20 protein-coding genes are annotated in these 23,502 nt (G+C 68.3%); 14 read left to right on the top strand and 6 right to left on the bottom strand.

The annotated features are described in order from the left end of the window. Positions 1-106: 106 nt before the first annotated feature. The 6 genes from ADE01S_RS24905 (at position 107) to purU (ending at position 5,264) form a co-directional block, all read left to right on the top strand. A complete protein-coding gene (locus ADE01S_RS24905) occupies positions 107-1,234 on the top strand; it encodes an MFS transporter (protein WP_062684458.1) in 1,128 nt (375 codons plus the stop codon). An 8-nt stretch (positions 1,235-1,242) separates the two neighbouring features. Further along, entirely contained in the window at positions 1,243-1,896 is a 654-nt protein-coding gene (locus ADE01S_RS24900) for a gamma-glutamylcyclotransferase (protein WP_172600315.1), read from the top strand. A 115-nt stretch (positions 1,897-2,011) separates the two neighbouring features. Beyond that, positions 2,012-2,641 (top strand): pyridoxamine 5'-phosphate oxidase, encoded by a 630-nt coding sequence (gene pdxH / locus ADE01S_RS24895; RefSeq protein WP_062684426.1) that lies wholly within the window; start codon positions 2,012-2,014, stop codon positions 2,639-2,641. A gap of 39 nt (positions 2,642-2,680) precedes the next feature. Next, complete coding sequence (locus tag ADE01S_RS24890; protein ID WP_062684425.1) at positions 2,681-3,205, top strand: flavin reductase family protein; 525 nt, start codon at positions 2,681-2,683, stop codon at positions 3,203-3,205. Further along, the gene (gene lhgO, locus ADE01S_RS24885; protein ID WP_062684424.1) at positions 3,202-4,311 is read left to right on the top strand and encodes an L-2-hydroxyglutarate dehydrogenase LghO; all 1,110 of its coding nucleotides are present in this window, start codon (positions 3,202-3,204) and stop codon (positions 4,309-4,311) included. Before ADE01S_RS24890 ends, lhgO begins: the two co-directional genes overlap by 4 nt. 98 nt (positions 4,312-4,409) lie before the next feature. Next, entirely contained in the window at positions 4,410-5,264 is an 855-nt protein-coding gene (gene purU / locus ADE01S_RS24880) for a formyltetrahydrofolate deformylase (protein ID WP_062684423.1), read from the top strand. A gap of 24 nt (positions 5,265-5,288) precedes the next feature. On the opposite strand, the gene ADE01S_RS24875 is transcribed toward purU, so the two are convergent. Both ADE01S_RS24875 and ADE01S_RS24870 read right to left on the bottom strand, forming a co-directional pair. Further along, positions 5,289-6,962, bottom strand: a complete 1,674-nt coding sequence (locus tag ADE01S_RS24875) for a SulP family inorganic anion transporter (protein WP_062684422.1) — start codon at positions 6,960-6,962, stop codon at positions 5,289-5,291. Between the two features lie 148 nt (positions 6,963-7,110). Further along, positions 7,111-8,007: a LysR family transcriptional regulator gene (locus tag ADE01S_RS24870; RefSeq protein WP_062684421.1), complete on the bottom strand. Its 897-nt coding sequence runs from the start codon at positions 8,005-8,007 to the stop codon at positions 7,111-7,113. Between the two features lie 120 nt (positions 8,008-8,127). On the opposite strand from ADE01S_RS24870, the gene ADE01S_RS24865 reads away from it, so the two are divergent. Genes ADE01S_RS24865 through ADE01S_RS24855 form a run of 3 tightly spaced genes read left to right on the top strand, consistent with a single transcriptional unit; the run spans position 8,128 to position 11,975 of the window. Further along, entirely contained in the window at positions 8,128-9,828 is a 1,701-nt protein-coding gene (locus tag ADE01S_RS24865; protein ID WP_062684420.1) for an acyl-CoA dehydrogenase family protein, read from the top strand. 48 nt (positions 9,829-9,876) lie between these two features. Further along, positions 9,877-10,857, top strand: coding sequence for a Bug family tripartite tricarboxylate transporter substrate binding protein (locus tag ADE01S_RS24860; RefSeq protein WP_062684419.1), 981 nt, complete (start codon positions 9,877-9,879; stop codon positions 10,855-10,857). Between the two features lie 11 nt (positions 10,858-10,868). Continuing rightward, positions 10,869-11,975 carry a CaiB/BaiF CoA transferase family protein gene (locus tag ADE01S_RS24855; RefSeq protein WP_062684418.1) on the top strand — a complete coding sequence of 369 codons (1,107 nt, stop codon included), beginning with the start codon at positions 10,869-10,871 and terminating at the stop codon, positions 11,973-11,975. A 565-nt stretch (positions 11,976-12,540) separates the two neighbouring features. On the opposite strand, the gene ggt is transcribed toward ADE01S_RS24855, so the two are convergent. After that, complete coding sequence (ggt, locus tag ADE01S_RS24850) at positions 12,541-14,298, bottom strand: gamma-glutamyltransferase (protein WP_062684417.1); 1,758 nt, start codon at positions 14,296-14,298, stop codon at positions 12,541-12,543. A gap of 112 nt (positions 14,299-14,410) precedes the next feature. On the opposite strand from ggt, the gene ADE01S_RS24845 reads away from it, so the two are divergent. Further along, positions 14,411-15,319 (top strand): LysR family transcriptional regulator, encoded by a 909-nt coding sequence (locus ADE01S_RS24845; protein ID WP_062684416.1) that lies wholly within the window; start codon positions 14,411-14,413, stop codon positions 15,317-15,319. Between the two features lie 165 nt (positions 15,320-15,484). Here the strand turns inward: ADE01S_RS24845 and ADE01S_RS24840 are convergent, their stop codons facing one another. After that, complete coding sequence (locus tag ADE01S_RS24840) at positions 15,485-16,477, bottom strand: tripartite tricarboxylate transporter substrate binding protein BugE (protein ID WP_062684415.1); 993 nt, start codon at positions 16,475-16,477, stop codon at positions 15,485-15,487. Between the two features lie 241 nt (positions 16,478-16,718). On the opposite strand from ADE01S_RS24840, the gene ADE01S_RS24835 reads away from it, so the two are divergent. After that, on the top strand, positions 16,719-17,612 hold the full coding sequence (locus tag ADE01S_RS24835; RefSeq protein ID WP_062684414.1) for an AEC family transporter: 894 nt from the start codon (positions 16,719-16,721) through the stop codon (positions 17,610-17,612). Between the two features lie 498 nt (positions 17,613-18,110). On the opposite strand, the gene fumC is transcribed toward ADE01S_RS24835, so the two are convergent. Further along, positions 18,111-19,496 carry a class II fumarate hydratase gene (gene fumC, locus ADE01S_RS24830; protein ID WP_062684413.1) on the bottom strand — a complete coding sequence of 462 codons (1,386 nt, stop codon included), beginning with the start codon at positions 19,494-19,496 and terminating at the stop codon, positions 18,111-18,113. Between the two features lie 164 nt (positions 19,497-19,660). Here fumC and tsaE point away from each other — a divergent pair, with 164 nt between their 5' ends. Next, positions 19,661-20,200, top strand: a complete 540-nt coding sequence (gene tsaE, locus ADE01S_RS31380) for a tRNA (adenosine(37)-N6)-threonylcarbamoyltransferase complex ATPase subunit type 1 TsaE (RefSeq protein WP_075873294.1) — start codon at positions 19,661-19,663, stop codon at positions 20,198-20,200. After that, positions 20,128-21,513: an N-acetylmuramoyl-L-alanine amidase gene (locus ADE01S_RS24825; RefSeq protein ID WP_062684412.1), complete on the top strand. Its 1,386-nt coding sequence runs from the start codon at positions 20,128-20,130 to the stop codon at positions 21,511-21,513. Before tsaE ends, ADE01S_RS24825 begins: the two co-directional genes overlap by 73 nt. 88 nt (positions 21,514-21,601) lie before the next feature. On the opposite strand, the gene ADE01S_RS24820 is transcribed toward ADE01S_RS24825, so the two are convergent. Beyond that, positions 21,602-22,243 carry a VTT domain-containing protein gene (locus tag ADE01S_RS24820; RefSeq protein ID WP_082775893.1) on the bottom strand — a complete coding sequence of 214 codons (642 nt, stop codon included), beginning with the start codon at positions 22,241-22,243 and terminating at the stop codon, positions 21,602-21,604. Between the two features lie 104 nt (positions 22,244-22,347). On the opposite strand from ADE01S_RS24820, the gene mutL reads away from it, so the two are divergent. Next, positions 22,348-23,502 (top strand): DNA mismatch repair endonuclease MutL (gene mutL, locus ADE01S_RS24815; RefSeq protein ID WP_156494263.1); only part of this gene is annotated, 1,155 nt, incomplete at its 3' end.

The following is a 23,502-nucleotide window of genomic DNA, read 5'->3' as shown; positions in this document are numbered from 1 at the left end:
GAATGAATGCAGTTAAGCCGTATCCGTGTCCACTCCTCATAGATCCCCCTCCTCGTCGCCCAGTTCCCCGGAATTTTCCGGGGCGGTGCTTTTGTGCCTGCTGGCCATGATGAATCACGTGGCGCTGACAGGGGGACGCATCACCGTCTCGCTGACCGCGCTCCAGATGGGGCTGTCGACCTTCAAGGTCGGCACGCTGGTCGCGGTGTTCGCCGTGCTGCCGATGCTGTTCTCGGTGCGCGCCGGCCGCTGGGTCGACCGCGTCGGCATCGTCCGGCCGCTGGTCATCGGCACCACGCTCGTCGCCGTCGGCACCGCGCTGCCCTTTATTTCCCAGACGCAGCTGGCCCTGCTCATCGCCTCCTGTTGTATCGGCATCGGCTTCATGCTGCATCAGGTCGCCACCCAGGACCTGCTGGGCCACGCCGAACCCACGCAGCGGCTGCGCAATTTCTCCTTCATGTCGCTGGCGCTGGCCGGCTCCGGCTTTTCCGGCCCGCTGATCGCCGGCCTCGCCATCGACCACCTGGGCACCCGGCTGGCCTTCGGCCTGCTCACGCTCGGCCCGTTGCTGTCGGCGGGCGGCCTGTACGTATTGCGTCACCAATTGAAGGCGGTGGATTCGCAGCTGTCAGGCGCAAAAGAAGCGGAAAGGCGGCGCGTTACCGAATTGCTGGCGGTGCCGGCCTTGCGCCGGATACTGATGGTGAACACCATTCTTTCCGGCGCCTGGGACACCCATCTGTTCGTCGTGCCCATCTTCGGCGTGGCCATCGGCCTGTCCGCCACCACGATCGGCGTCATTCTTGCGTCCTTCGCGGCGGCAACTTTCGTCATCCGCCTCATATTGCCTCTGATCCAGCGCCGCGTGCGTTCCTGGACCCTGGTGCGCGTGGCGATGGCGACGGCGGCCATCGATTTCATGTTTTACCCCCTGTTCACCGACGTTACGGTCCTGATCGTGCTGTCTTTCATCCTGGGCCTGGCCCTGGGATGCTGCCAGCCCAGCATGCTTTCCCTGTTGCACCAGCACTCGCCGCCGGGGCGCGCCGCCGAGGCCGTGGGCCTGCGGATGGCCCTCATCAACGGCTCCCAGGTCTCCTTGCCGTTGACCTTCGGCGCGCTCGGTGCGGTAATTGGCGTTGCTCCGCTCTTCTGGGCCTATTCCCTGGCCCTGATGGCCGGAGGCTGGGCCAACCGCAATCCCCCGATCGAATCTGACCGGAAACCGTAGTCGTGAACATCCCGTCTTCCCCTCCCGCCGGCATCCCCGGCGCCAGCCTGCCTTTTCGCCTCTGGACCCCCCAGGAACGGCAGGACTCCCTGGACGAGGCCTTGCGCCACTGGCAGTCCGGCGAGGATGTGTGGGTATATGGGTACGGATCCCTGATCTGGCGCCCCGATTTCGACTTCATGGAGCGCCGGCTCGCCACCTTGCGCGGCCATCACCGGGCGCTGTGCCTGTGGTCCCGCGTCAACCGGGGCACGCCGGAATGCCCGGGGCTGGTGTTCGGGCTGGACCGGGGCGGCTCGTGCCGGGGCGTGGTGTACCGGCTGGCGGGCAACCAGGTCCCCGATTATTTCCCCGCGCTCTGGGAGCGCGAGATGTCCACCGGCGCCTACCTGCCCCGCTGGCTCAACTGCGCCACCGAGCACGGCAACGTCCGGGCGCTGGTCTTCATCATGAACCGGGACAATCCGGCCTATATCCGCGCCCTGCCCGAACCCGAGCTGCTGGCCATCGTGCGCCGCGCCGCGGGCCGCTATGGCCCTTGCACCGACTACGTCGTGCAGACCGCCCAGGCGCTGCGCGCGGCCGGCATCCACGACGCCCGTCTGGACACCATCGCCCGCCTGCTGGAGCAGGACGGGCACTCCCTGCCGGAAGGCGCCTGAGGCCGCCGCCCCGCCGGACGGGGGCGATCTTGCCGGGGACCTGAGCGGGGTCAATAGGGGGGCCGCCCTCCAGGCGGTATAAACTCCCTGTTATCAACGCTGAATCCTTACGCCCATGTCCGTCTCTGATCTGCGTCAAAGTTACGAGAAGAACGTCCTGCTCGAAAGCCAGGCCTCGGCTTCGCCGTTCGCGCAATTCACCCTCTGGTTCGACGAGGCCCTGGCCTCCAAGGTGCCCGAGCCCAACGCGATGACCCTGGCCACGGTGGACGCCAACGGCCAGCCCAGCGCGCGCATCGTCCTGATCAAGGGCTTCGACGAAAACGGGTTCACGTTCTTCACCAACTACGAATCCCGCAAGGGCCTGGACCTGCAAGCCGAACCGCGCGCCTGCCTGCTGTTTTTCTGGCAGCCGCTGGAGCGCCAGGTCCGGATCGAGGGCGTGGTGGAAAAAGTGGCGGCCGAGGAATCGGACGCCTACTATCACAGCCGGCCCGCCGGTTCGCGCATCGGCGCCTGGGCCTCGCGCCAAAGCCAGCCCATCACCCGCGCAGAACTGGAAGCCCGCGAACAGGAGTTCCGCGAGCGCTTCGGCGAAGCGCCGCCGCGCCCGCCGCACTGGGGCGGTTACCGCCTGAAGCCCACCGCCTTCGAATTCTGGCAAGGCAGGCCCTCGCGCCTGCACGACCGCCTGCGCTACGTCGCCGACGGCGCGGCCTGGAAGATCGAACGCCTGTCGCCTTGATGCCGGGCGCCCGGCGCGCCCGCCCCAATCCACGATTGCATGACCGCCTCCTCCCCTGATTTTGACGCCGCTTTTTTCCGCACCGCGCTGGGCCGCTACGCCACGGGCGTGACCGTCGTAACCACCGCCGGCCTCGATGGCGCGCCCATCGGGCTGACGGTGAGTTCCTTCAACTCGGTGTCGCTGGACCCGCCGCTGGTGCTGTGGAGCCTGTCGCGCAGTTCGTCCTCGCTGGCCGCCTTCGAGCAGTGCGAGCGATACGTCGTCAACGTGCTGGGCGCGGAGCAGATCGCGCTCGCGCGCCGCTTCGCCACGGGCAAGACTCCCGACCGCTATGCCGGCCTGCCCGTGCACCACGCGCCGGGCGGCACGCCCATGCTGGACGGCCATTGCGCGGCCTGGTTCGAATGCCACAACCGCAGCCGCTACGTCGAGGGCGACCATGTCATCATGGTGGGCCAGGTCGAGCGTTGCGGCCACAGCGGCGAGCCGCCGCTGGTTTTCCATGCGGGCGGTTTCGACCTGACGCCCGCCGGCGACCGCTCGGAAAGGAAAACGTCATGAGCGTGGATATCGATTGCGTCGTCATCGGCGCGGGCGTGGTGGGCCTGGCGATCGCGCGCGCCCTGGCCCAGTCCGGCCGCGAAGTGCTGGTGGCCGAAGCCACCGAGGCCATCGGCACCGGCACCAGCTCGCGCAATTCCGAAGTCATCCACGCCGGCATCTACTATCCCGCGGGCAGCCTCAAGGCCCGCCTGTGCGTGCGCGGCAAACACCTGCTCTACGCCTATTGCGCGGAGCGCGGCGTGCCCCACAAGCGCCTGGGCAAGTTCATCGTGGCCACCAGCCCGGAACAGGCCGCGCAGTTGGAGAGCATCGCGCAGCGCGCCCGCGCCAACGGCGTGGACGACCTGCAATTCCTGTCCGGCGAAGACGCCATGCGTCTGGAACCGGCGCTGCAATGCACCGCCGCGCTCTCGTCGCCGTCCACCGGCATCGTCGACAGCCACGCGCTGATGCTGTCGTTCCAGGGCGACGCCGAGAATGCGGGCGCCCAATGCGTCTTCCACACGCCGCTGGTGTCCGGCCGCGTGCGTCCGGAAGGCGGCTTCGACCTGCAATTCGGCGGCGACGAGGCCATGAGCCTGAGCTGCAACGTGCTCATCAACTCGGCCGGCCTGCAGGCGCCGGCGCTGGCGCGCCGCATCGAGGGCGTGCCGGCTTCCAGCATTCCCACCGACTACCTGTGCAAGGGCAGCTATTTCACACTGTCCGGCCGCGCGCCCTTCTCGCGCCTGATCTATCCCGTGCCGCAGCATGCCGGCCTGGGCGTGCACCTGACGCTGGACATGGGCGGGCAGGCCAAATTCGGCCCCGACACGGAATGGGTCGGCACCGAGGACTACACCCTGGACCCGACGCGCGCCGAGGTGTTCTATGCCGCGGTGCGCAGCTATTGGCCAGCCCTGCCCGACGATGCCCTGGCGCCCGGCTACACCGGCATCCGGCCGAAGATCTCCGGCCCGCACGAGCCCGCCGCCGATTTCGCCATCCTCGGGCCCGCCTCGCACGGCGTTCCCGGCCTGGTGAACCTGTTCGGCATCGAGTCGCCGGGGCTGACTTCCAGCCTGGCCCTGGCGGAAGAAACGCTGGCCCGGCTGCACCAATGAAAGTGTTGTGCCCCCACGCTGCGCAGGCTACGCCTGCTTGCTGCCCCCCGAGGGGGCTGCCCGTTATCCGATTTCCATTTCCCATTGCCTCCTGAACCATGCAGCACAACGACTACATCCTGACCCTGTCCTGCCCCGACCGCACGGGCATCGTCTACCGCGTTAGCGGCCTGTTGTTCGAATTGGGCTGCAACATCCTGGATTCGCAGCAGTTCGGCGACGAGGAAACCGGCCGCTTCTTCCTGCGCGTGCACTTCGACGCCCCCACCGGCGTGGCCGCCGAGGACCTCCGCGCCCGCCTGGCCGCGATGTCCGAGGAATACGGCATGGAGCTCAAGCTGCACGACGCCCGCCGCAAGGAGCGCCTGCTCATCATGGTCAGCAAGCAGGGCCATTGCCTGAACGACTTGCTGTTCCGGGTGCACAGCGGCCACCTGCACGCCGAAGTGGCGGCCATCGTGTCGAACCACAACGACTACGCCGGCCTGGCGGCCTCCTACGGCATTCCGTTCCATTACCTGCCGGTCACGGCCGACACCAAGGCGGAACAGGAGCGGCAGGTGCTGGCCCTGGTCGAGCAGGAAGGCATCGACCTGGTCGTGCTGGCCCGCTACATGCAGATCCTGTCCGAGGACATGTGCCGCGCGCTCAACGGCCGCGCCATCAATATCCACCACAGCTTCCTGCCCAGCTTCAAGGGCGCCCGCCCCTATCACCAGGCGCATGCCCGCGGCGTCAAGATCATCGGCGCCACCGCCCACTACGTGACCTCCGACCTGGACGAAGGCCCCATCATCGACCAGGACATCGAGCGCGTGGACCACACCATGACGGCCCAGGACCTGACCCAGGTCGGCAGCGACATCGAATCGCTGGTGCTGTCGCGCGCCGTGCGCAGCCACGTCGAGCACCGCATCCTGCTGAACCGCAACAAGACGGTCGTCTTCCGCTAGGCCGGAACCCCGCGGCCCGGCCTCCTAGGGGCTCGGGCCGGCCTCCATGGCCGCGACGGCTGCGGCCGTGGCGCTCGTTACGTCGGGCTGCAGATGGCCCTGCAAGCGTTTGAGCAAGCCGATCCTGCGCGCGATGTCCAGCGGCTGCCCCATCAGGCCCGAGACGATCAGCCGCACCTGCCGCGTTTCGCAAGCCTTGCTCAAGGCGTCCAGCGCCTCGGCGCCCGTCGAATCCACGTAGATCACGTTCTTCAGGTCCAGCACCAGCGCCCGCGCGGGCAGGTGGTCCTCCAGCGACTCCACCAGCTTGGTGGCGCCGAAGAACACCGTTCCATACAGCCGCCAGACCGCCACTTGCCCCTCGTGGCCAGCCAGCAGCGGCTGCTCCGCGGCGGTGATGCGTTCCGCGCGGGAGAGGCTGGAAATGCGGTAGATGAAGGTGATGCAGGCGGCGAAGATGCCGAATTCCACCGCGACCGTCAGGTCGAAGATCACCGTCAGCAGGAACACCGACACCAGCGTCACCCGGTAGGGCAGCCGATAGGTCTTGAGCCGAGCAAACTCGCGCCACTCGCCCATGTTCCAGGCGACGAACATCAGGATGGCCGCCAGCGTGGCCAGCGGGATCGAGGCGGCCAGCGGCGCGGCCGCCAGGATCACCAGCAGCAGCACCAGCGCATGCACCATGCCCGAGACGGGGCTGGTGGCCCCGCTCTTCACGTTGGTTACCGTGCGCGCGATGGTGCCGGTGGCGGGCATGCCGCCGAAAAACGGCGTGACGAAGTTGGCGATGCCCTGCGCCATCAATTCCTGGTTGGGGTCGTGCCGATCGCCGATCATGCCGTCGGCCACGCGCGCGCACAGCAGCGACTCGATGGCCCCCAGCACCGCCAGCGTGATGGTGGGCATGAGCAGGAAGCGGGCCGATTCCCAGCTGAACGCCGGCAGCGTGAAATCGGGCAGCGCCGCCGGGATGCCGCCGAAGCGGCTGCCGATGGTCTCCACCGGCAGCCCGAACATGGCCACCGCCGCCGTGGCCAGGACCAGCGCGACAATGGATCCGGGCACCCGCGCCAGCCTGGCCGCCCGCCGCCCGCCCCATTTCGGCAGCCAGCGCTGCCAGCCGACGATCAAGGCCAGCGAGGCCAGCGCCACCCCGGCCGCCCAGGGATTGAGCGTGGACAGATGGCCGCCGAGCGCCCCCAGGATGCCGAAGAAATCCCCCGGCATGTCGCTTATCGAAAGGCCCAGGAAATCCTTGACCTGGGACAGCGCGATCAGCACCGCGATGCCGTTGGTGAAGCCGATGATGACGGCCACCGGGATGAAGCGCACCAGCGTGCCCAGCCTGAGCAGCCCCATCACGAACAGCAGCACGCCGGACAGCGCGGTGGCGATGATCAGGTTGGCCACCCCGTACTGCTGCACGATGTCGTAGACGATGACGATGAACGCGCCCGCCGGCCCGCCGATCTGCACCCGGCTGCCGCCGAGCAAGGCGATCAGGAAGCCCGCGATGATGGACGTGAACAGCCCGGCTTCCGGCTTGAGGCCCGAGCCGATGGCAAAGGCCATGGCCAGGGGCAGCGCGACCACGGCCACCGTGAGGCCGGCGCCCAGGTCCTGCAGGAAACGGCTGCGGTCGTAGCCGCGCAGCGCGCTGAAGAGACGCGGATGAAATGAAAAGGGAAGGTCCACGATCGACTCCGGAGAAGAAGCTGAAACGCCCTCGGATGGGGTTCAGTGCTTCGCCGGAGGGCCGCAATGGCGCAGCCGGGTGATGAAGCGCCTGCGGCGCGTCAACGGCTGGATCGATCGATAGGGCATGGCCTGAACGAGTGTACTCCTAGGCGCCCGCGCCGGCGTAGTGCCGCGCCATCAGTTCCACGGCCTTTTCCTGCAGCGGCGAACGAGCCTCGCCGGGCCAGATCGCCTGGCTGACCGAGCGGGCAGCGTGCTCGAACGCGATGAACCGCGTGCCCGCCAGGCCGCTGCGCGACAGGCAGGCGGGCACGATGGACACGCCCAGGCCCTGCGATACCAGCGATGCCACGCTCAGCCAGTGCCGCACCTCGTGGCGGATGACGGGCATGAAGCCCGCCGAGACGCACATGGACAGCACCGTCTCGTAATAGCTGGGCGACGCCGCCCGGGCGAAGAACACGAAATCGTCCGACGCCAGCTCGGCCAGCTTCAGGGACGCGCGGCCGGCCAGGGGATGGCCTTGCGGCAGGCACACCATGAAGGGTTCGGCCACCAGGTCCCGCGCCTCCACGCCCTTGGGGAGGGGATTGGCATGGATGAAGCCCAGGTCCTGCTCGCCCCGGCGCACCGCCTCGATCTGGTCGTGCGAGTTCAGCTCCGTCAGCACGTGCTCCACGTCGGGCAGCTCGGCCCGCATGGCATTGAGCAGCGCCGGCAGGCCGCGATACAACATGGAGCCCACGAAACCGATGCGCAGCCGGCCGCGCAGGCCCGCGTCGACGCGCTGCACCAGGGTGCGCACTTCTTCGGCCTGCCGCAACAGCGTCAGGGCCTCGCGATACAGCACCTGCCCGGCGTCGGTCAGCTCCACGTGGCGGCTGCTGCGGTTCAACAGGCGCGCGCCCACGCTCTCCTCCAGCTGCCGGATGGCGTAGCTCAGCGGCGGCTGGGAGATGTGCAGCCGGACGGCGGCCCGGCTGAAATGGCGCTCTTCGGCCACGGCAATGAAATACCGCAGCAGGCGCGGGTCCAGATCCATGGTTCCGTCCCCCTTGATCTATACTTTTTTTGGATTCTTCTACACAAAAACAGTATTTGTATAGATTAATCGATTTGCGCACCATCAAGGCATCTCTTTCGTTTTGCACAGGATGCCGCCATGGATGCCCCCGTCAAGACCGCTCCCGCCACCGCCACGCCCGTGCCCGATTCGCGCGGCCTGAACCTGTTCCGCGCGGACCCGTACGCCGCCGGACTCAGCCAGCGCTACCTGCCGCCAGCCCTGCATGCCCACCTGCTGCCCCACCTGGAACGGCTGGGCGAGCTGGCGGGCGGCGCCATGGACGAACTCGCGGCGACGGCCGACAAGCACCCGCCCACGCTTTCCGTGCGCAACCGCGCCGGCACGGACGAATCGCGCATCGACAAGCATCCGGCCTACGTCGAGCTGGAACGCCTGGCCTACAGCGAATTCGGCCTGGCCGCGCTGTCCCACCGGGGCGGCGTGCTGGGCTGGCCCGAGCCGATGCCGCCCGCCGCCAAGTACGCGCTCAGCCACCTGTTCGTGCAGGCCGAGTTCGGCCTGTGCTGCCCGGTCAGCATGACGGATTCGCTGGCGCGCACCCTGCGCAAGTTCGGCGACCCCGAGCTGGTGGCGCGGGTGCTGCCCCAGGTCACCTCCCAGGACTTCGACACGCTGCGGCAAGGCGCCATGTTCATGACGGAACAAGGCGCGGGATCCGACGTGAGCGCCACGGAAGTCACGGCGGAGCCGCAGGAGGACGGCACCTGGCGCCTCTACGGCGACAAGTGGTTCTGCTCCAATCCGGACGCCGGCTTCGCCATGGTGCTGGCGCGCAGCGAACCTCAGCCCGGCCTGAAGGGCGTGTCGCTCTTCCTGTTGCCGCGCGACCTCCCCGGCGGCGAACACAACCGCTACCGCATCCTGCGCCTGAAGGACAAGCTGGGCACGCGCTCCATGGCCAGCGGCGAGATCCGCCTGGAAGGCGCGCAGGCCTGGCTGGTGGGCGAGCGCGGGCGCGGCTTCAAGCAGATGGCCGACATGATCAACAATTCGCGCCTGTCCAACGGCATGCGCGCCGCGGGCCTGATGCGCCGGGCGGTCACCGAGGCGGTCTACTTCTCGCAGCATCGCCGCGCCTTCGGCAAGCGCCTGATCGACATGCCGCTGATGCAGCGCCAGCTGGTCAAGATGACGGTCTGGGCCGAGCAGGCGCGCAGCCTCATGTTCCAGACGGCGCGCGCCCTGGCCGACGCCGACCAGGGCGGCGGCGATCCGGCGCTGGCCCGCATCCTGACTCCGCTCATCAAGTTCCGCGCCTGCCGCGACGCGCGCAAGGTCACCGGCGATGCCATGGAAGTGCGCGGCGGCTGCGGCTATATCGAGGAATGGACCGAGCCGCGCCTGGTGCGCGACGCGCACCTGGGCTCCATCTGGGAAGGCACCAGCAATATCGTGGCGCTGGACGTGCTGCGCGCCATCGTCAAGGAGCGATCGCTGCCGGCGCTGCGCAGCCATGCCGAACGCCTGCTGGCCGAGGGCGCGCCCTGCCCGCCCGAACTGGCCGCGCTGCAGGCCAGCTCGCTGGAACAGACGTACGCCCTGGCCGAGCACGCCGCGCAGGGCGACCGCCCCGAGCTGGCCCGCCAGGCGGCATCGCTGCTGTACCACGCCGTTTCCCTGGCCGCCCTGCGCTGGGAAGCCTCCGCCCCGGGCCTCGAAAGCCGGGCGCGCCTGGCCGACCAAGTGCTGCTGCACCGCCTGGGTCCGCGCGATCCCTACGCCATCCCGCCCGACGAAAGCGCGGCTTGCCGGGCCATCCTGCAATACGCGCTGTAAACCGACGCCGGCGGCACAGCCGGCGCGCATCCACCACTGGAGACAAGCATGAACCGCTACCTCGCCCCCCTGTTGCTGGCCGCCGCCGCGGCCCTTCCCGCGGCGCCCGCCCTGGCCGCCGACGCCTACCCTTCGGCACGCCCGGTCACCCTGATCGTGCCCTTCCCGCCCGGCGGCCCTACCGACGCGCTGGCGCGCCGGCTGGCGGAAAAGCTCAGGCAGCCGCTGAACCAGAACGTCATCGTCGAAAACCGCAGCGGCGCGGGCGGCAACATCGGCTCGGAATACGTGGCCATGGCCAAGCCCGACGGCTACACCCTGCTGTTCGGCACCTCGGGGCCGCTGGCGATCAACGTCAGCCTGTACAAGAAGCAGGGCTACGATCCGCAGACCAGCTTCGCGCCCATCATCCGCATCGGCCACCTGCCCAACATCCTGGTCGTGAACCCCTCGGTGCCCGCCAACAACCTCCAGGAGCTGGTCGCCTACGCCAAGAAGAACCCGGACAAGCTGAGCTACGCGTCCTCGGGCAACGGCGCGTCCTCGCACCTGGCCGGCATCCTGTTCAACCGCATGGCCGGCACCCAGATCATGCACATCCCCTACAAGGGCACCGGGCCGGCGCTCAACGACCTGCTGGGCGGACAGGTATCCATGTCGTTCACGGACATCCTGACCGCGCTGCCCTACGTCAAGGCGGGCAAGCTGCGCGCCATCGGCCTGGCCAGCGCCCAGCGCTCCGACGCGCTGCCCGATCTGCCCACGCTGTCCGAGCAGGGGCTCGCGGGCTACGACGTCAGCGTGTTCTTCGGCATCGTGGCGCCCAAGAACACGCCCGCCCCGGTGGTGGAGACCCTGAACCGGGCCTTCCAGAGCGCCCTGTCCGACCCCGAGGTGGCCCAGACGCTGCGCAGCCAGGGCATCGTCGAAGCGCAGGACAAGACGCCCCAGGGCCTGTCCGCCTTCATCTCGACCGAAGTTCCGAAATGGCGCGAGGTCATCTCCAGCGCCCACGTTTCCATCGACTGAACGGATTCCGCATGGCTTCATCCCAACCCAATCCCGGCGCCCTGGCGGGCTGCAAGGTGATCGATCTCTCCCGCGTGCTGGGCGGCCCCTACTGCACGCAGATCCTGGCCGACCATGGCGCCGAGGTGCTGAAGATCGAACCGCCCGGCGGCGACGAGACGCGCGGCTGGGGCCCCCCCTTCCTGGGCGATACCGCCTCCTATTTCATCGGCGTGAACCGCAACAAGGAGGGCATGACGCTGGACCTGTCCCGGGAGGCGGGCCAGGAGCTGCTGCGCCACCTGCTGGCCGACGCCGACGTGCTGGTCGAGAACTTCAAGCCCGGCACGCTGGAAAAATGGGGCTTGGGATACGAAACGCTGAGCCGGGAGTTTCCCGCGCTGATCCACTGCCGGGTCAGCGGTTTCGGCTCGGACGGGCCGCTGGGCGGCCTGCCCGGTTACGACGCCTGCGCCCAGGCCATGTGCGGCCTGATGAGCGTGAACGGCGACGCGGACGGAGAAGCCACCCGCGTGGGCCTGCCGGTGGTGGACATGGTGACCGGGCTGAACGCGGCGGTGGCCATCCTGCTGGCGCTCAACGAGCGCGGCCGCAGCGGCCTGGGCCAGTTCCTGGACATCACCCTGTACGACTGCGCCCTGTCGCTGCTGCATCCGCATGCACCCAATTATTTCTACAGCGGCAAGGTGCCCGCGCGCAGCGGCAACGCGCACCCGAACATCGCGCCCTACGAGACCCTGCCCACGGCCAGCGGCCCCATCTTCCTGGCGGTGGGCAACAACCGGCAGTTCGCGCAGCTGGCGCAGGCCCTGGGCGCGCCCGCGCTGGCCGAGGATCCGCGCTATACCGCCAATGCCGACCGCCTGCGCAACCGCCAGTCCCTGCGCGACGACCTGTCCGCCCTGCTGGCCGGCCATGACGCCGCCGAACTGGCCGACCGGCTGCTGCGCAGCGGCGTGCCGGCGGCCGCCGTGCTGACGGTGGACCAGGCGCTGGCGCATCCGCATACGCGGCATCGCGGCATGGTGCTGGAGCAAGGCGACTACCGCGGCGTGGGTTCGCCGATCAAGCTCTCGCGCACGCCCGCCGCGCTGCGCAAGCTACCACCGGGGCTGTAGGATGGGTGAAGCGCGAGAGTTCTTAAAAACGAACCCAAGTATCCAACGCGCGCAACCCATCGGGCGGCGCGAGCCGCCGTCTTTCGTGGCAAGCGCAAATCCCGGCCTGCACCAGCCGATGAATCTCGCGCGTTGAGCGGCCTTCTACCCCTCGGCCGGCGCGAGCCGCCGTCGTTCGTGGCAAGCGCAATCCCGGCCTGCACCAGCCGATGAATCTCGCGCGTTGAGCGTCGGCCTTCTACCCATCGGCTGGCGCGAGCCGCCGTCGTTCGTGGCAAGCGCAATCCCGGCCTGCACCAGCCGATGAATCTCGCGCGTTGAGCGTCGGCCTTCTACCCATCGGCTGGCGCGAGCCGCCGTCGTTCGTGGCAAGCGCAATCCCGGCCTGCACCAGCCGATGAATCTCGCGCGTTGAGCGTCGGCCTTCTACCCCTCGGCCGGCGCGAGCCGCCGTTTTTCGTGGCAAGCGCAATGCCGGCTTGCGCCGGCCGATGGGTTTCGCGCGTTGAGCGTCGGGGTTCTGGCTTAAGAATTCTCGCGCTCCACCCATCCTACGCGTTGCTGCTCAGCCGCCTTGCGCCAGGCCCTCCCGGCGCGGGTCCACGCCGCCCTGCAGCCCGTCGGCGCCGATCACGATGCCGTGGATGCCGCTGGGAAACTCGGTGATGCGCACCGGATGCCCCATGCGCTCCAGCGCGGGCGCCAGGGCCTCCAGCGGCGTGCCTTTCTCCAGCTCGGTTTCCTTATTGCGGCTGCCCATGTTGGGCAGGTCGATGGCCGCCTGGATGTCCAGCCCCCAGTCCAGCACGCCCACCAGGGTCTTGGCCACGTAGTTGATGATGGCGCTGCCGCCGGGCGAGCCCACCAGCAGGTAGGGCTTGTCGTCGCGCAGCACGATCATCGGCGCCATCGCGCTGCGCGGACGCTTGCCCGGTTCGATGCGGTTGGCCACGAGCCGGCCTTCGGGGTCCTGGAAGGACGAGGAGAAATCCGTCATCTCGTTGTTCAGCAGAAAGCCCCGCACGAAGATCTTGCTGCCGAATTCGCTTTCGATGGTGGTGGTCATGCTCAGCGCGTTGCCCTCGCGGTCCACCGCCACCAGGTGGCTGGTGGAAGGCAGTTCGAGCGCGTCGTCCTTGCCCAGGGACAGCAGCTTGCCTTCGGGATCGCCAGGGAGCGCCACTTTCATGCTGCGGTCCGGCCGGATCAGGGCGCCCCGCGCCCGCAGGTATGCCGGGTTCAGCAAGGCGCTCACTGGCACCGGCACGAAGGAGGGATCCGCCACGTAGAAATCGCGGTCCGCGAACGCCAGCCTGCCGGCCTCCGAAAAATAGTGCACCGCCTCGACGCTGCCCGGCGCGTAGCGGCCGATCGGGAACTGCTCCAGTTCGCCCAGCATCTGCAGCACGGCGAGCGGGCCGCTGCTCGGCGGCCCCATGCCGCACAGGCGATAGCCGCGATAGGCCCCGCAGACAGGCGGCCGCGTCCGGGCGCGATAGCCGGCCAGGTCCGCCAGGCTCAGGTCGCCGGGCACGGCGTGGCCATGGACCGCGGCGACGATGTCGCGAGCGATGTCGCCCTGGTAGAAGGCGTCCGCGCCATGCTCCGCCACCGCGCGCAGCGTGCGCGCGAATTCAGGGTTCTTCAGTATGTGACCCACGGGCCAGGCCTCGCCGCCGGGCCCGTAGAAATAGGCGGCGGCCGCGGCCTGCTGGGGCAGCGCCTTGTTGCCGGCCAGCAGCTTGTGCAGGCGCGGCGATACGGCGAAGCCTTGCTCGGCCAGCCTGATGGCGGGCTGGAACAGGTCGGCCCACGGCAGCACGCCATGCTCCTTGTGCGCCAGTTCCAGGCCGCGCAGCAGGCCCGGAACGCCGACCGACATGCCGTTATTGACGGACTGCGCGAAAGACAGCGGTTTGCCCTGGGCGTCGAGGAATCGGTCGGGACGCGCCGCCGCGGGCGCGGTCTCGCGGCTGTCGTAGGTCTGCAAGCGGCCGCCGCGGGCCGAATACAGCACCATGAACGCGCCGCCGCCGATGCCGGAGGACTGCGGTTCCACCAGATTCAGCACCAGCTGGGTCGCGATGGCGGCGTCCACCACGCTGCCGCCCCGGCGCAGCATTTCATCGCCGGCGCGGGTCGCCAACGGGTTGGCCGACACCATCATGAAGTGCGAGGCCCGCGCCAGCTCGCGCGCCCGCGTGCCGCTGGCGGCTTCCGGATTGAGGTCCTCGGCCGCGGGCGGCGTCCGCGCCCAGGCGGCGGGCATGGCGGCCATTGCGGCGGCCAGCAGGATCGCGGCGGCATGACGGGATGCGCGCATGTGGAACTCCGATGTGCGCCGGCAATCCGGCAGGCGTCCATCATATCAACGGGTCCGGCGGACGCATCCGGCATAGAATCCCGTGTTTCCGTCCACTGCTTCCCGTCGTGCCATGCGCCTGCGCCACATCGAGATTTTCGAAGCGATCCGCCGTACCGGGTCCCTGACAGAGGCGGCGGCCGCGCTGCACATTTCGCAGCCCGCGGCCAGCAAGCTGCTGGCGCACGCCGAAGCCCAGCTGGGCTTCAATCTATTCGAGCGCGTGAAGGGCCGGCTGGTCGCCACCCGCGAGGCCGAGATCCTCACGCCCGAGGTCGCGCGCCTGAACCAGGACCTCAACAGCGTGCGCAGGCTGGCCGCCAGCCTGCGAGACCGTCCCAACGGGCACTTGCGGCTGGGCTGCGCGCCCGCGCTCGGCCTGGGACTGCTGCCGGGCGTGGTGCGCGCCAGCCGCGACGCGCAACCCGGCATCACCTTCGACATCCATACGCATCACAGCGCGGAGCTCGTGCAGGGGCTGTTGACCCGCGAGCTGGACCTGGCGATCACCTTCGACACGAACGACTACCCAGGCCTCACCCGCATGGGCCTGGGCCACACGGAGCTCGTGCACCTGAGCCGCAAGCCGGGCGCGGGCCCGCTGCGGCTGTCGGAGCTGTCGGACATGGCGGGCGACACGCTGATCGTGCTGGACGCCGGAGACGCCTCCGGCGCCCTGTTGCAGATGACGCTCGACGCGCAGGGCCTGGATCCGCAGGTCGCCATCCAGGTGCAGACCCATTACGTGGCCTGCGCGCTGGTCGACGCCGGCTGCGGCGACGCGATCGTGGACGCGATCACGGCCCAGGCGATGCTGCGCCCGGGCATGAGCCTGCGGCGGCTGGATCCGCCGCTGCGCGTGCCCATCAGCATCATGGTGCGCAACCAGGATCCCCTGTCCGCGCTGCACCGCGACCTGATCGAGCGGCTCAGGGCCGGCTGCGAAGCGCGCCAGGCCGCGCTCGACGCCCCGCCTGCCTGAACATCCTCGGCGTCTCGCCAAAAGCAACGGGCGCCCGAAGGCGCCCGTTTTTATTGCAGGACTGCCCGCACTCCCCGAAAGGAACTTGGGCGCGCCGCAAGCGCGGCGCCGGGGTCCGTTACGCGGTGAAGCCGAGGGACAGACAATGCCCGCCCCCGCGCATCATCAGTCCAGCTTGATGTTCTGCTTCTTCACGACGTCCTTCGCCCAGTCGTACTGTTCCTTGATTTCCTTGGCGAATTCCTCGGGCGTGTTGCCCGACGGAGCGGAGCCCTGGTCGTCCAGCGCTTTGATGACCTTCGGGTCCTTCAGGGCCACGACGGCAGCGTCGCGCAGCTTGTTCACGACTTCCATCGGCGTGCCCTTGGGGGCCAGCAGGCCGTACCAGACCGGCTGGTTCAGCACCGGGAAGCCGGCGTCCTTGAAGGTCGGCACGTCCTTGATGGATTCGATGCGGTCCGGCCACGCGATGGCCATGGCGCGCAGCTTGCCCGCCTGGATCTGCGGCATCGACGAAGGCAGGTTGTCGAACAGGATTTCGATCTGGCCGCCGACGGCGTCGGCCACGGCCGGGCCCGAACCCTTGTACGGCACGTGCACGATGTCCGTGCCGGTGGCCATCTTGAACGATTCGCCCATCAGGTGCAGCACGCCGCAAGTGCCGGAGCTGCCGTAGGAGTACTTGCCCGGGTTCTTCTTCAGCTCTTCCAGGAAGCCCTTGAAGTCCTTGGCCGGGAACTTCGGGTTCACGGCCACGACGTTGGCGGTGTTGGCGAAGTTGGTGACCGGCTGGAAGTCCTTGATCGGATCGTAGGGCAGGTCGTTGGGGCGGCAAGCCGGGTTCACGGCCATCGTCGAGACGGTCGCGATGGACAGGGTGTAGCCGTCGGCATCGGCGCGCGCGGCTTCGGACGCGCCGATGGCGCCGCCCGCGCCGCCCTTGTTTTCCACGACCATGGGCTGGCCCAGTTCCTGGCTCATGCGCTGCGTCACGAGGCGCGCGATGATGTCGGTGGAACCGCCGGGCGCAAACGGAACGATGACGCGGATGGGCTTGCTCGGGTACTTATCGGCGGCGTGGGCGACCGAGACGCCGAAGGTACCGGCGGCGCCGGCGGCCAGGGCGATGGCCGCGGCCAGGGAGCGGACTTTGTTCATAAAAGTGTTTCCTCCAATAATGCGAACCCGTATGTAAACGGGCCGTGTTTGATGTGCCCGCCTGTAGACGGGTCAGTCATTGACGGTGGCGGCGCGCTGCTTGGTGCTGGGCGAATCGCACTGCTGTTGTAGGTTGCTTGTGGCACACGCGGCCGCCAGAATGACGGAGAATAGCAGCAAATGCTTACAGTCGCATAGCGCGCCGATCCCCGGTTGACCCCCATCAAAACGTACTTGCCCAATGTCGGTTGCCCTCCTGGTTTTCCCTGATTTCATGCTGGTCGCGCTGGGTTGGGCGCTGCGTCACAAACTGGGTTTTTCACGCGAATTTTTCGCCGGCACCGAGCGGCTGGTGTACTTCGTCCTGTTCCCCGCCCTGTTGTTCCAGGCCATCGTCCGCACGCCCATCACGGCCGGCAACGCCGTCATGCTGTTGCAGGCCACGGCGGCCGTCATCGGGTCGGGCGTGGCGCTGTCCTGGCTCGCGGGCCTGGCGCTGCGGCCTTCGTCGCTGGGGCTGGCCTCGTCGGCGCAATGCGGCTATCGATTCAATACCTATATCGGCCTGGCGCTGGCGGCGAGCCTGGGCGGCGCGCAGGGCCAGACGGTGATGGCGCTGATCGTCGGCTTCGCGGTGCCCATGGCCAATCTGGCGGCGGTCTATGGCCTGGCGCGCCACAGCGGCAACAATCTCCTGCGCGAGCTGGCGCGCAACCCGCTGCTGATTTCCACGCTGCTGGGCCTGGCCTGCAACCTCGCGGGCCTGCAACTGCCCGGCCCCGTGGACACGGTGCTGGCCCGCCTGGGCGCGGCAGCCATCGCGCTGGGCATCATCTGCGTGGGCGCCAGCCTGTCCTGGGAAGGCGGCAAGGGCTACGGCGCGCTGATCGGGTGGATGCTGGCGGTGAAACTCGTGGTTCTGCCCGCCATGGCGTTGCTGGTGGCCGACCTGCTGGACCTGCCGCCGCTGGAAGCGCGGATGCTGCTGCTGTTCGCGGCCCTGCCGACGGCGTCGGCCGCCTACGTGCTGGCGATGCGCATGGGTGGCGACGGCCGCATGGTGGCGGTGCTGATATCGCTGGGCACGCTGTTCTCCGCGCTGACGATCCCGGCTTGGCTGCTGCTGGCCGGTTGATCAGAATCTGAGCGCAGGCGGTCGGCGCACGTCCCCCCCCTCGGGCGGGACGGCGTATGGGTCGGCGACAAAGTCTGAAGCGAGGCTTGGTTCCTGGGCCGCCGCCGGGCCGCCCCAACGCGGCGCAGCCCCCTCCGGGACTGCAAGCGCGTAGGGAATGCGTGGGAAAGAAGCCTGTTTTACAGTGCGTCGCAAAAATAGCCGCGCAGCCACCAAGCCACCCCAACGCGACGCAGCCCCCTCCGGAGCTGCAAGCGCGTAGAAAATGCGTGAGAAAGAAGCCTGTTTTACAGTGCGTCGCAAAAATAGCCGCGCCGCCGCCGGGCCGCCCCAAGGCGGCGCAGCCCCCTTCGGAGCTGCAAGCGCGTAGAAAATGCCTGAGAAAGAAGCCTGTTTTACAGTGCGTCGCAAAAATAGCCGCGCCGCCGCCGGGCCGCCCCAAGGCGGCGCAGCCCCCTCGGGGGGCAGCAAGCGCGCAAAGCGCGCGCAGCGTGGGGGCTACTTATTCGTCATCGAAGCCGGCACGACCCATTCGGCGAACTGTGCCTCGGTCAGGTAGCCCAGCGCCAGCGCCGACTCCTTCAGGGACAGGCCTTCCTTGTGCGCCTTCTTGGCGATCTGCGCGGCCTTGTCGTAGCCGATGTGGGGGTTCAGCGCCGTCACCAGCATCAGCGAGCGGTCCACCAGTTCCGCGATGCGTTCGAGGTTGGGCTCGATGCCGGCGGCGCAGTGCTTGTCGAAGCTGGCCATGCCGTCGGTCAGCAGGCGCACCGATTGCAGGAAATTGTGGATCACCAGCGGCTTGTAGACGTTCAGCTCGAAATTGCCGCTGGCGCCGCCGATGTTGATCGCCACGTCGTTGCCCATGACCTGCGCGGCCAGCATGGTGATGGCTTCGCACTGCGTCGGGTTGACCTTGCCCGGCATGATGGAGCTGCCCGGCTCGTTCTCGGGGATGCTGATCTCGCCCAGGCCCGAGCGGGGGCCGCTGGACAGCCAGCGCACGTCGTTGGCGATCTTCATCAGGCCGGCCGCCAGCGACTTCAGCGCGCCGTGCGCGAACAGCAGCGCTTCGTGCGAGGCGAGCGCCTGGAATTTGTTGGGCGCGGACACGAAGGCCGTGCCGGTGGCGTGCGCCAGTTCGGCGGCGACCTTGACGCTGAACTGCGGATGCGCGTTCAGGCCGGTGCCCACCGCGGTGCCGCCGATGGCCAGCTGATGCAGGCCGGACAAGGTGGCGCGGATCTGCTGCTCGGCCAGGTCCAGCTGGGCCACGTAGCCCGACAGTTCCTGGCCCAGGGTCAGCGGCGTGGCGTCCTGCAGGTGCGTGCGGCCGATCTTGACGATGTCGTAGAACGCGGCGCTCTTGGCGGCCAGCGTGGCGCGCAGGGCCTTCAGCGAGGGCAGCAGGTGGTGTTCCACCTGGACGGCGGCCGCCACGTGCATGGCGGTAGGGAAGGTGTCGTTGGACGACTGCCCGCGGTTCACGTGGTCGTTCGGGTGGACCTTGCGCTCTTCGCCGCGCACGCCGCCCAGCAGCTCGGAGGCGCGGTTGGCCAGCACCTCGTTCATGTTCATGTTGCTTTGGGTGCCGGAACCGGTCTGCCAGACCGACAGCGGAAACTCGTTGGGCCATTTGCCGGCAACCACTTCGTCCGCGGCGCGGATGATGCCGTCGGCGATTTTCGGGTCCAGTTCGCCCAGGTCGGCGTTGACCTTGGCGGCCGCGCGCTTCAGGCGCGCCATCGCATCGATCAGCGGCGCCGGCATCTTCTCGGTGGAAATTGCGAAGAAATGCAGCGAGCGCTGCGTCTGGGCGCCCCAGAGGTGGTCTTCGGGCACTTCAATCGGGCCAAACGTGTCTTTTTCGATGCGGGTCTTCATGGCGCGTACAACTCCGTGGCAACGTCGATGGTGGCCGGCGGCAAGCGCGCCAGCCACGGCTTAGTTGAGAATGACAATCACTACTAGATTAGCAGAAACCCGCATTCCTATAATTGCGCGAACGTCCGTGTTTCCTCCACCGTTTTTACCACTCGCCCCGCGCCATGTCCGCCCCTCTTTGCAGCCTGACCTTGCACTTGCCCGACGAAGCCGCCACGGAGTCGCTGGCGCGGCAGCTCGCCCCCCTGGTTTCCGGCCGCGATACCGGCCTGGCGGGGGGGTGTATCCACCTCCAGGGCGACCTCGGCGCAGGGAAAACGGCCTTCACCCGGGCGCTGTTGCGGGAATGCGGCATCACAGGGCGAATCAAAAGTCCGAGCTACGCGCTGCTTGAATCCTATAAAGTTTCTAACTTATACTTCTATCACCTTGATTTTTATAGATTTAGTGATTCGCGCGAATGGTTGGACGCAGGATTCCGGGATTTGCTGCGTGACGACGCGGTCGTTTTGATCGAATGGCCTGAGCGGGCAGAGGGCCTTTTGCCCCCTCCCGACCTGCTGATTTCCCTAGCCTATGTGGGCGAAGGACGTGACGCCACCCTGACCGCGTACACCGCCCGAGGACAAACATGGTTGAACGCGATTGTCCCCCCGCCCTCAGCGGCGCCCTCCCCTCGGCAGGCGCCACCCGGCGCCGCCTGATCAGCGTCGCCGCCACCCTGCTCGTCCTGCCGGTTCTGCCGCGCCTGGCGCAGGCGGCGACGATCCTGGCCGTGCGCACCTGGCCGGCCGACGAATACACCCGGGTCACGCTTGAACTCGACAGCGAGCTCAAGGCTGAACAATTCACCCTGGAGAATCCCCACCGCCTGGTGGTGGACATCGAAGGGCTGACCATCAGCGCGGCCCTGAACGACCTGGTCTCCAAGGTCCGCCCCGACGACCCCTATATCCAGAGCCTGCGCGTGGCGCAGAACCGCCCCAACGTGGTGCGGCTGGTGTTCGACCTGAAGCAGCCCGTGGCGCCGCAGGTATTCACGCTCAAGCCCGTGGCGGACTACCAGTACCGGCTGGTGCTGGACCTGTACCCGAAAATCGCCCAGGACCCGCTGATCGCGATCCTGAACAAGCAGAGCGGCCCCGACGTGGACGATCCGCTGGCGCGCATCCTGGAAGACATCCAGCGCAACCCGGTAACCCGCGCGGACCCGCCCGAACCGCCCCGCGTCCAGGGCCAGCAGCCCGCCCCGGCCCTGCCGTCCACCCCAAAGCCCCCGCCGGCCACGGCCAGCCGCGGCAAGCAGCGCATGCTGACCATCGCGCTGGATCCGGGCCATGGCGGCGAGGATCCGGGCGCCATCGGCAGCAGCGGCCTGCGCGAGAAAGACGTGGTGCTGCGCATCGCCCGGCGCCTGAAGGCGCTGATCGACAGCCAGCCCTATATGCGCGCCTATCTCACGCGCGACGACGACTATTTCGTGCCCCTGCACGTGCGCGTGCAGAAGGCCCGCCGCGTGCGCGCGGACCTGTTCATCTCCATCCACGCCGACGCCTGGATCAAGCCCTCGGCCAATGGGTCCTCGGTATTCGCGCTGTCGCAGCGCGGCGCCACCAGCACGCAGGCGCGCTGGATGGCCGACAAGGAAAACGCGGCCGACCTGATCGGCGGCGTCAACCTGGGCAGCCACGACCGCCAGGTGGCGAAGGTGCTGCTGGACTTGTCCACCACCGCGCAGATCAACGATTCGCTGAAGGTCGGCAGCGCCTTCCTGGACGAAATCAAGAAGATCAACCGCCTGCACAAGAACAGCGTCGAACAGGCCGGCTTCGCCGTGCTGAAGGCGCCGGACATCCCGTCCGTGCTGGTCGAGACCGCCTTCATCAGCAACCCGCAGGAAGAAGCCCTGCTGCGCAGCACCTCGCACCAGGACAAGCTGGCGCAGGCCATGATGACGGGCATCCAACGCTACTTCACCGCCAATCCGCCGCTGGCGCGGCTGGGCGACGTCAGCTAGGGCCGGCTTCCGGCCGATAAAAAAAGGCGATGCGCGGTTTCCGCGCATCGCCTTTTTTCCGCCGCCGCGCCAGAGCGCGGGCGGCGGTTCAGCGCGCGCCGCGGCGCGCCTTGACCAGCTTGAACAGCCCCGCCCCCACGACCGGCACGATCGCGGCGGCCAGGCCCAGCAGCACGATGGTGTTCAGGTGTTCGCGCACCAGCGGGATGTTGCCGAAGAAGTAGCCCGCGGCGACCAGGCTGACCACCCAGATGAGCGCGCCCAGGATGTTGAACAGCTGGAAACGCGCCAGCGACATGTCGGCCACGCCCGCCACGAAGGGCGCGAAGGTCCGGACGACCGGGATGAAGCGCGACATCACGATGGTCTTGCCGCCATGCTTTTCGTAGAACGCGTGCGTGCGCATCAGCGCGCCGCGGTCGAGAAAACGCAGGTTCATCGAGAACACGCGCGGCCCGATGTAGCGCCCCACGGCGTAGTTGACCGTATTGCCGGTGATCGCCGCGACGATCAGCAGGCCCCCCATCAAGAGCGGATCGATATGGCCCGTCGCGCCGAACGCCCCCGCGATGAACAGCAGCGAGTCTCCCGGCAGGAACGGCAGGACGACCAGCCCCGTTTCCGCGAAGACGATCAGGAACAGCACCAGGTACACCCACACCCCATACTGCTCGACCCAGACGCCCAGCGTCTGGTCGATGTGGAGGACCATATTGAAGAACTCAAGCATTGAAGCAACCCTGCGGTGGGAATGGAATAAGTGTCAGCGAATATAGCCCACCCGCCCATGACGCTAAAATCATCGGCACAGCCATGCCAGAAAATGCCAGCAATATGACCGAACGCCGCTCCATTCTTGCGCTCCCCGACCTGCTGATCAGCCAGATCGCCGCCGGCGAGGTCATCGAGCGCCCCGCCTCCGTGCTCAAGGAAATCCTTGAGAACGCGATCGACGCGGGCGGCCGGGCCATCGAGGTGCGCCTGGAAGGCGGCGGCATCCGCCGCATCGCGGTCACCGACGATGGCGGCGGCATCCCGCCCGAGGAACTGCCGCTGGCGCTGGCGCGCCACGCCACCAGCAAGATCCGCTCGCTGAACGAACTGGAATCGGTGGCCTCCATGGGGTTCCGGGGCGAAGCCCTGGCCTCCATCGCCTCCGTGGCCCAGGTCACCATCATTTCCCGCACCCGCGACGGCGAGCATGCCTGGCAGATCGACGCCGGCAGCATGCAGGTCAGCCCCGCGTCGGGCCCGCCCGGCACCACGGTGGACGTGCGCCAGCTGTTCGACGCCGTGCCGGCCCGCCGCAAGTTCCTGCGTTCCGAAGCCACCGAGTTCGGCCATTGCGTGGACGCCATGGAGCGCATCGCCCTGGCGCATCCGCAGATCGCCTTCCGCCTGTTCCACCACGACCGCGCGCAGCGGCAATGGCTCCCCGCCGAGCCGCCCCAGCGCATCCGCGACGTGCTGGGCGCGGAATTCGCCGAGCACGGCCTGCTGCTGTCGCACTCTGTGGGCAACGTCAGCCTGGCCGGCATGATCACCCGCCCCACCGCGGCGCGCGCCCGGGCGGACCGTCAGTACCTGTACGTCAACGGCCGCTACGTCCGCGACCGCACCGTCAGCCACGCCTTGCGCGCCGCCTACGCGGACGTGCTGCACGGCGACCGCCAGCCCGCCTACGTGCTGTTCCTGGACATCGACCCGGCCGCGGTGGACGTGAACGTCCACCCCGCCAAGCACGAGGTGCGCTTCCGCGACAGCGGCGCCGTGCACCGCTTCGTGTCCCACGCCGTCGGCCAGACGCTGGCGCAGACCGGCGGATCCTCCGCGGTCACGCCGGCGAGCCAGGACGAAGACGAATTCGAAACCGCCGCCCGGCCCGAGTCCGCGGCCGGCACGCCGCCGCAGGCGGCCGCAGCGCCCGCCGCCCCCCGGCCCGCGGATTCGCCGCGGCCCGGCTACAGCGGCGCCAGCGGCGCGTCCTAC

This window comes from Achromobacter denitrificans NBRC 15125 (genome assembly GCF_001571365.1).
Classification (GTDB): domain Bacteria; phylum Pseudomonadota; class Gammaproteobacteria; order Burkholderiales; family Burkholderiaceae_B; genus Achromobacter; species Achromobacter denitrificans.
The sequence above is the reverse complement of the archived record's forward strand: the minus strand, read 5'-3'. Positions and strand labels throughout refer to the sequence as shown.

Coding starts and splice junctions, on each gene's coding strand:
- ggt (WP_062684417.1), bottom strand. CDS start 14,298: ATGCGCGCATCCCGTCATGCCGCCGCGATCCTGCTGGCCGCCGCAATG.
- ADE01S_RS24855 (WP_062684418.1), top strand. CDS start 10,869: ATGGCTTCATCCCAACCCAATCCCGGCGCCCTGGCGGGCTGCAAGGTG.
- ADE01S_RS24835 (WP_062684414.1), top strand. CDS start 16,719: ATGTCGGTTGCCCTCCTGGTTTTCCCTGATTTCATGCTGGTCGCGCTG.
- ADE01S_RS24840 (WP_062684415.1), bottom strand. CDS start 16,477: ATGAACAAAGTCCGCTCCCTGGCCGCGGCCATCGCCCTGGCCGCCGGC.
- ADE01S_RS24870 (WP_062684421.1), bottom strand. CDS start 8,007: ATGGATCTGGACCCGCGCCTGCTGCGGTATTTCATTGCCGTGGCCGAA.
- ADE01S_RS24905 (WP_062684458.1), top strand. CDS start 107: ATGATGAATCACGTGGCGCTGACAGGGGGACGCATCACCGTCTCGCTG.
- purU (WP_062684423.1), top strand. CDS start 4,410: ATGCAGCACAACGACTACATCCTGACCCTGTCCTGCCCCGACCGCACG.
- ADE01S_RS24860 (WP_062684419.1), top strand. CDS start 9,877: ATGAACCGCTACCTCGCCCCCCTGTTGCTGGCCGCCGCCGCGGCCCTT.
- ADE01S_RS24845 (WP_062684416.1), top strand. CDS start 14,411: ATGCGCCTGCGCCACATCGAGATTTTCGAAGCGATCCGCCGTACCGGG.
- lhgO (WP_062684424.1), top strand. CDS start 3,202: ATGAGCGTGGATATCGATTGCGTCGTCATCGGCGCGGGCGTGGTGGGC.
- tsaE (WP_075873294.1), top strand. CDS start 19,661: ATGTCCGCCCCTCTTTGCAGCCTGACCTTGCACTTGCCCGACGAAGCC.
- ADE01S_RS24865 (WP_062684420.1), top strand. CDS start 8,128: ATGGATGCCCCCGTCAAGACCGCTCCCGCCACCGCCACGCCCGTGCCC.
- ADE01S_RS24825 (WP_062684412.1), top strand. CDS start 20,128: ATGGTTGAACGCGATTGTCCCCCCGCCCTCAGCGGCGCCCTCCCCTCG.
- ADE01S_RS24820 (WP_082775893.1), bottom strand. CDS start 22,243: ATGCTTGAGTTCTTCAATATGGTCCTCCACATCGACCAGACGCTGGGC.
- pdxH (WP_062684426.1), top strand. CDS start 2,012: ATGTCCGTCTCTGATCTGCGTCAAAGTTACGAGAAGAACGTCCTGCTC.
- ADE01S_RS24890 (WP_062684425.1), top strand. CDS start 2,681: ATGACCGCCTCCTCCCCTGATTTTGACGCCGCTTTTTTCCGCACCGCG.
- fumC (WP_062684413.1), bottom strand. CDS start 19,496: ATGAAGACCCGCATCGAAAAAGACACGTTTGGCCCGATTGAAGTGCCC.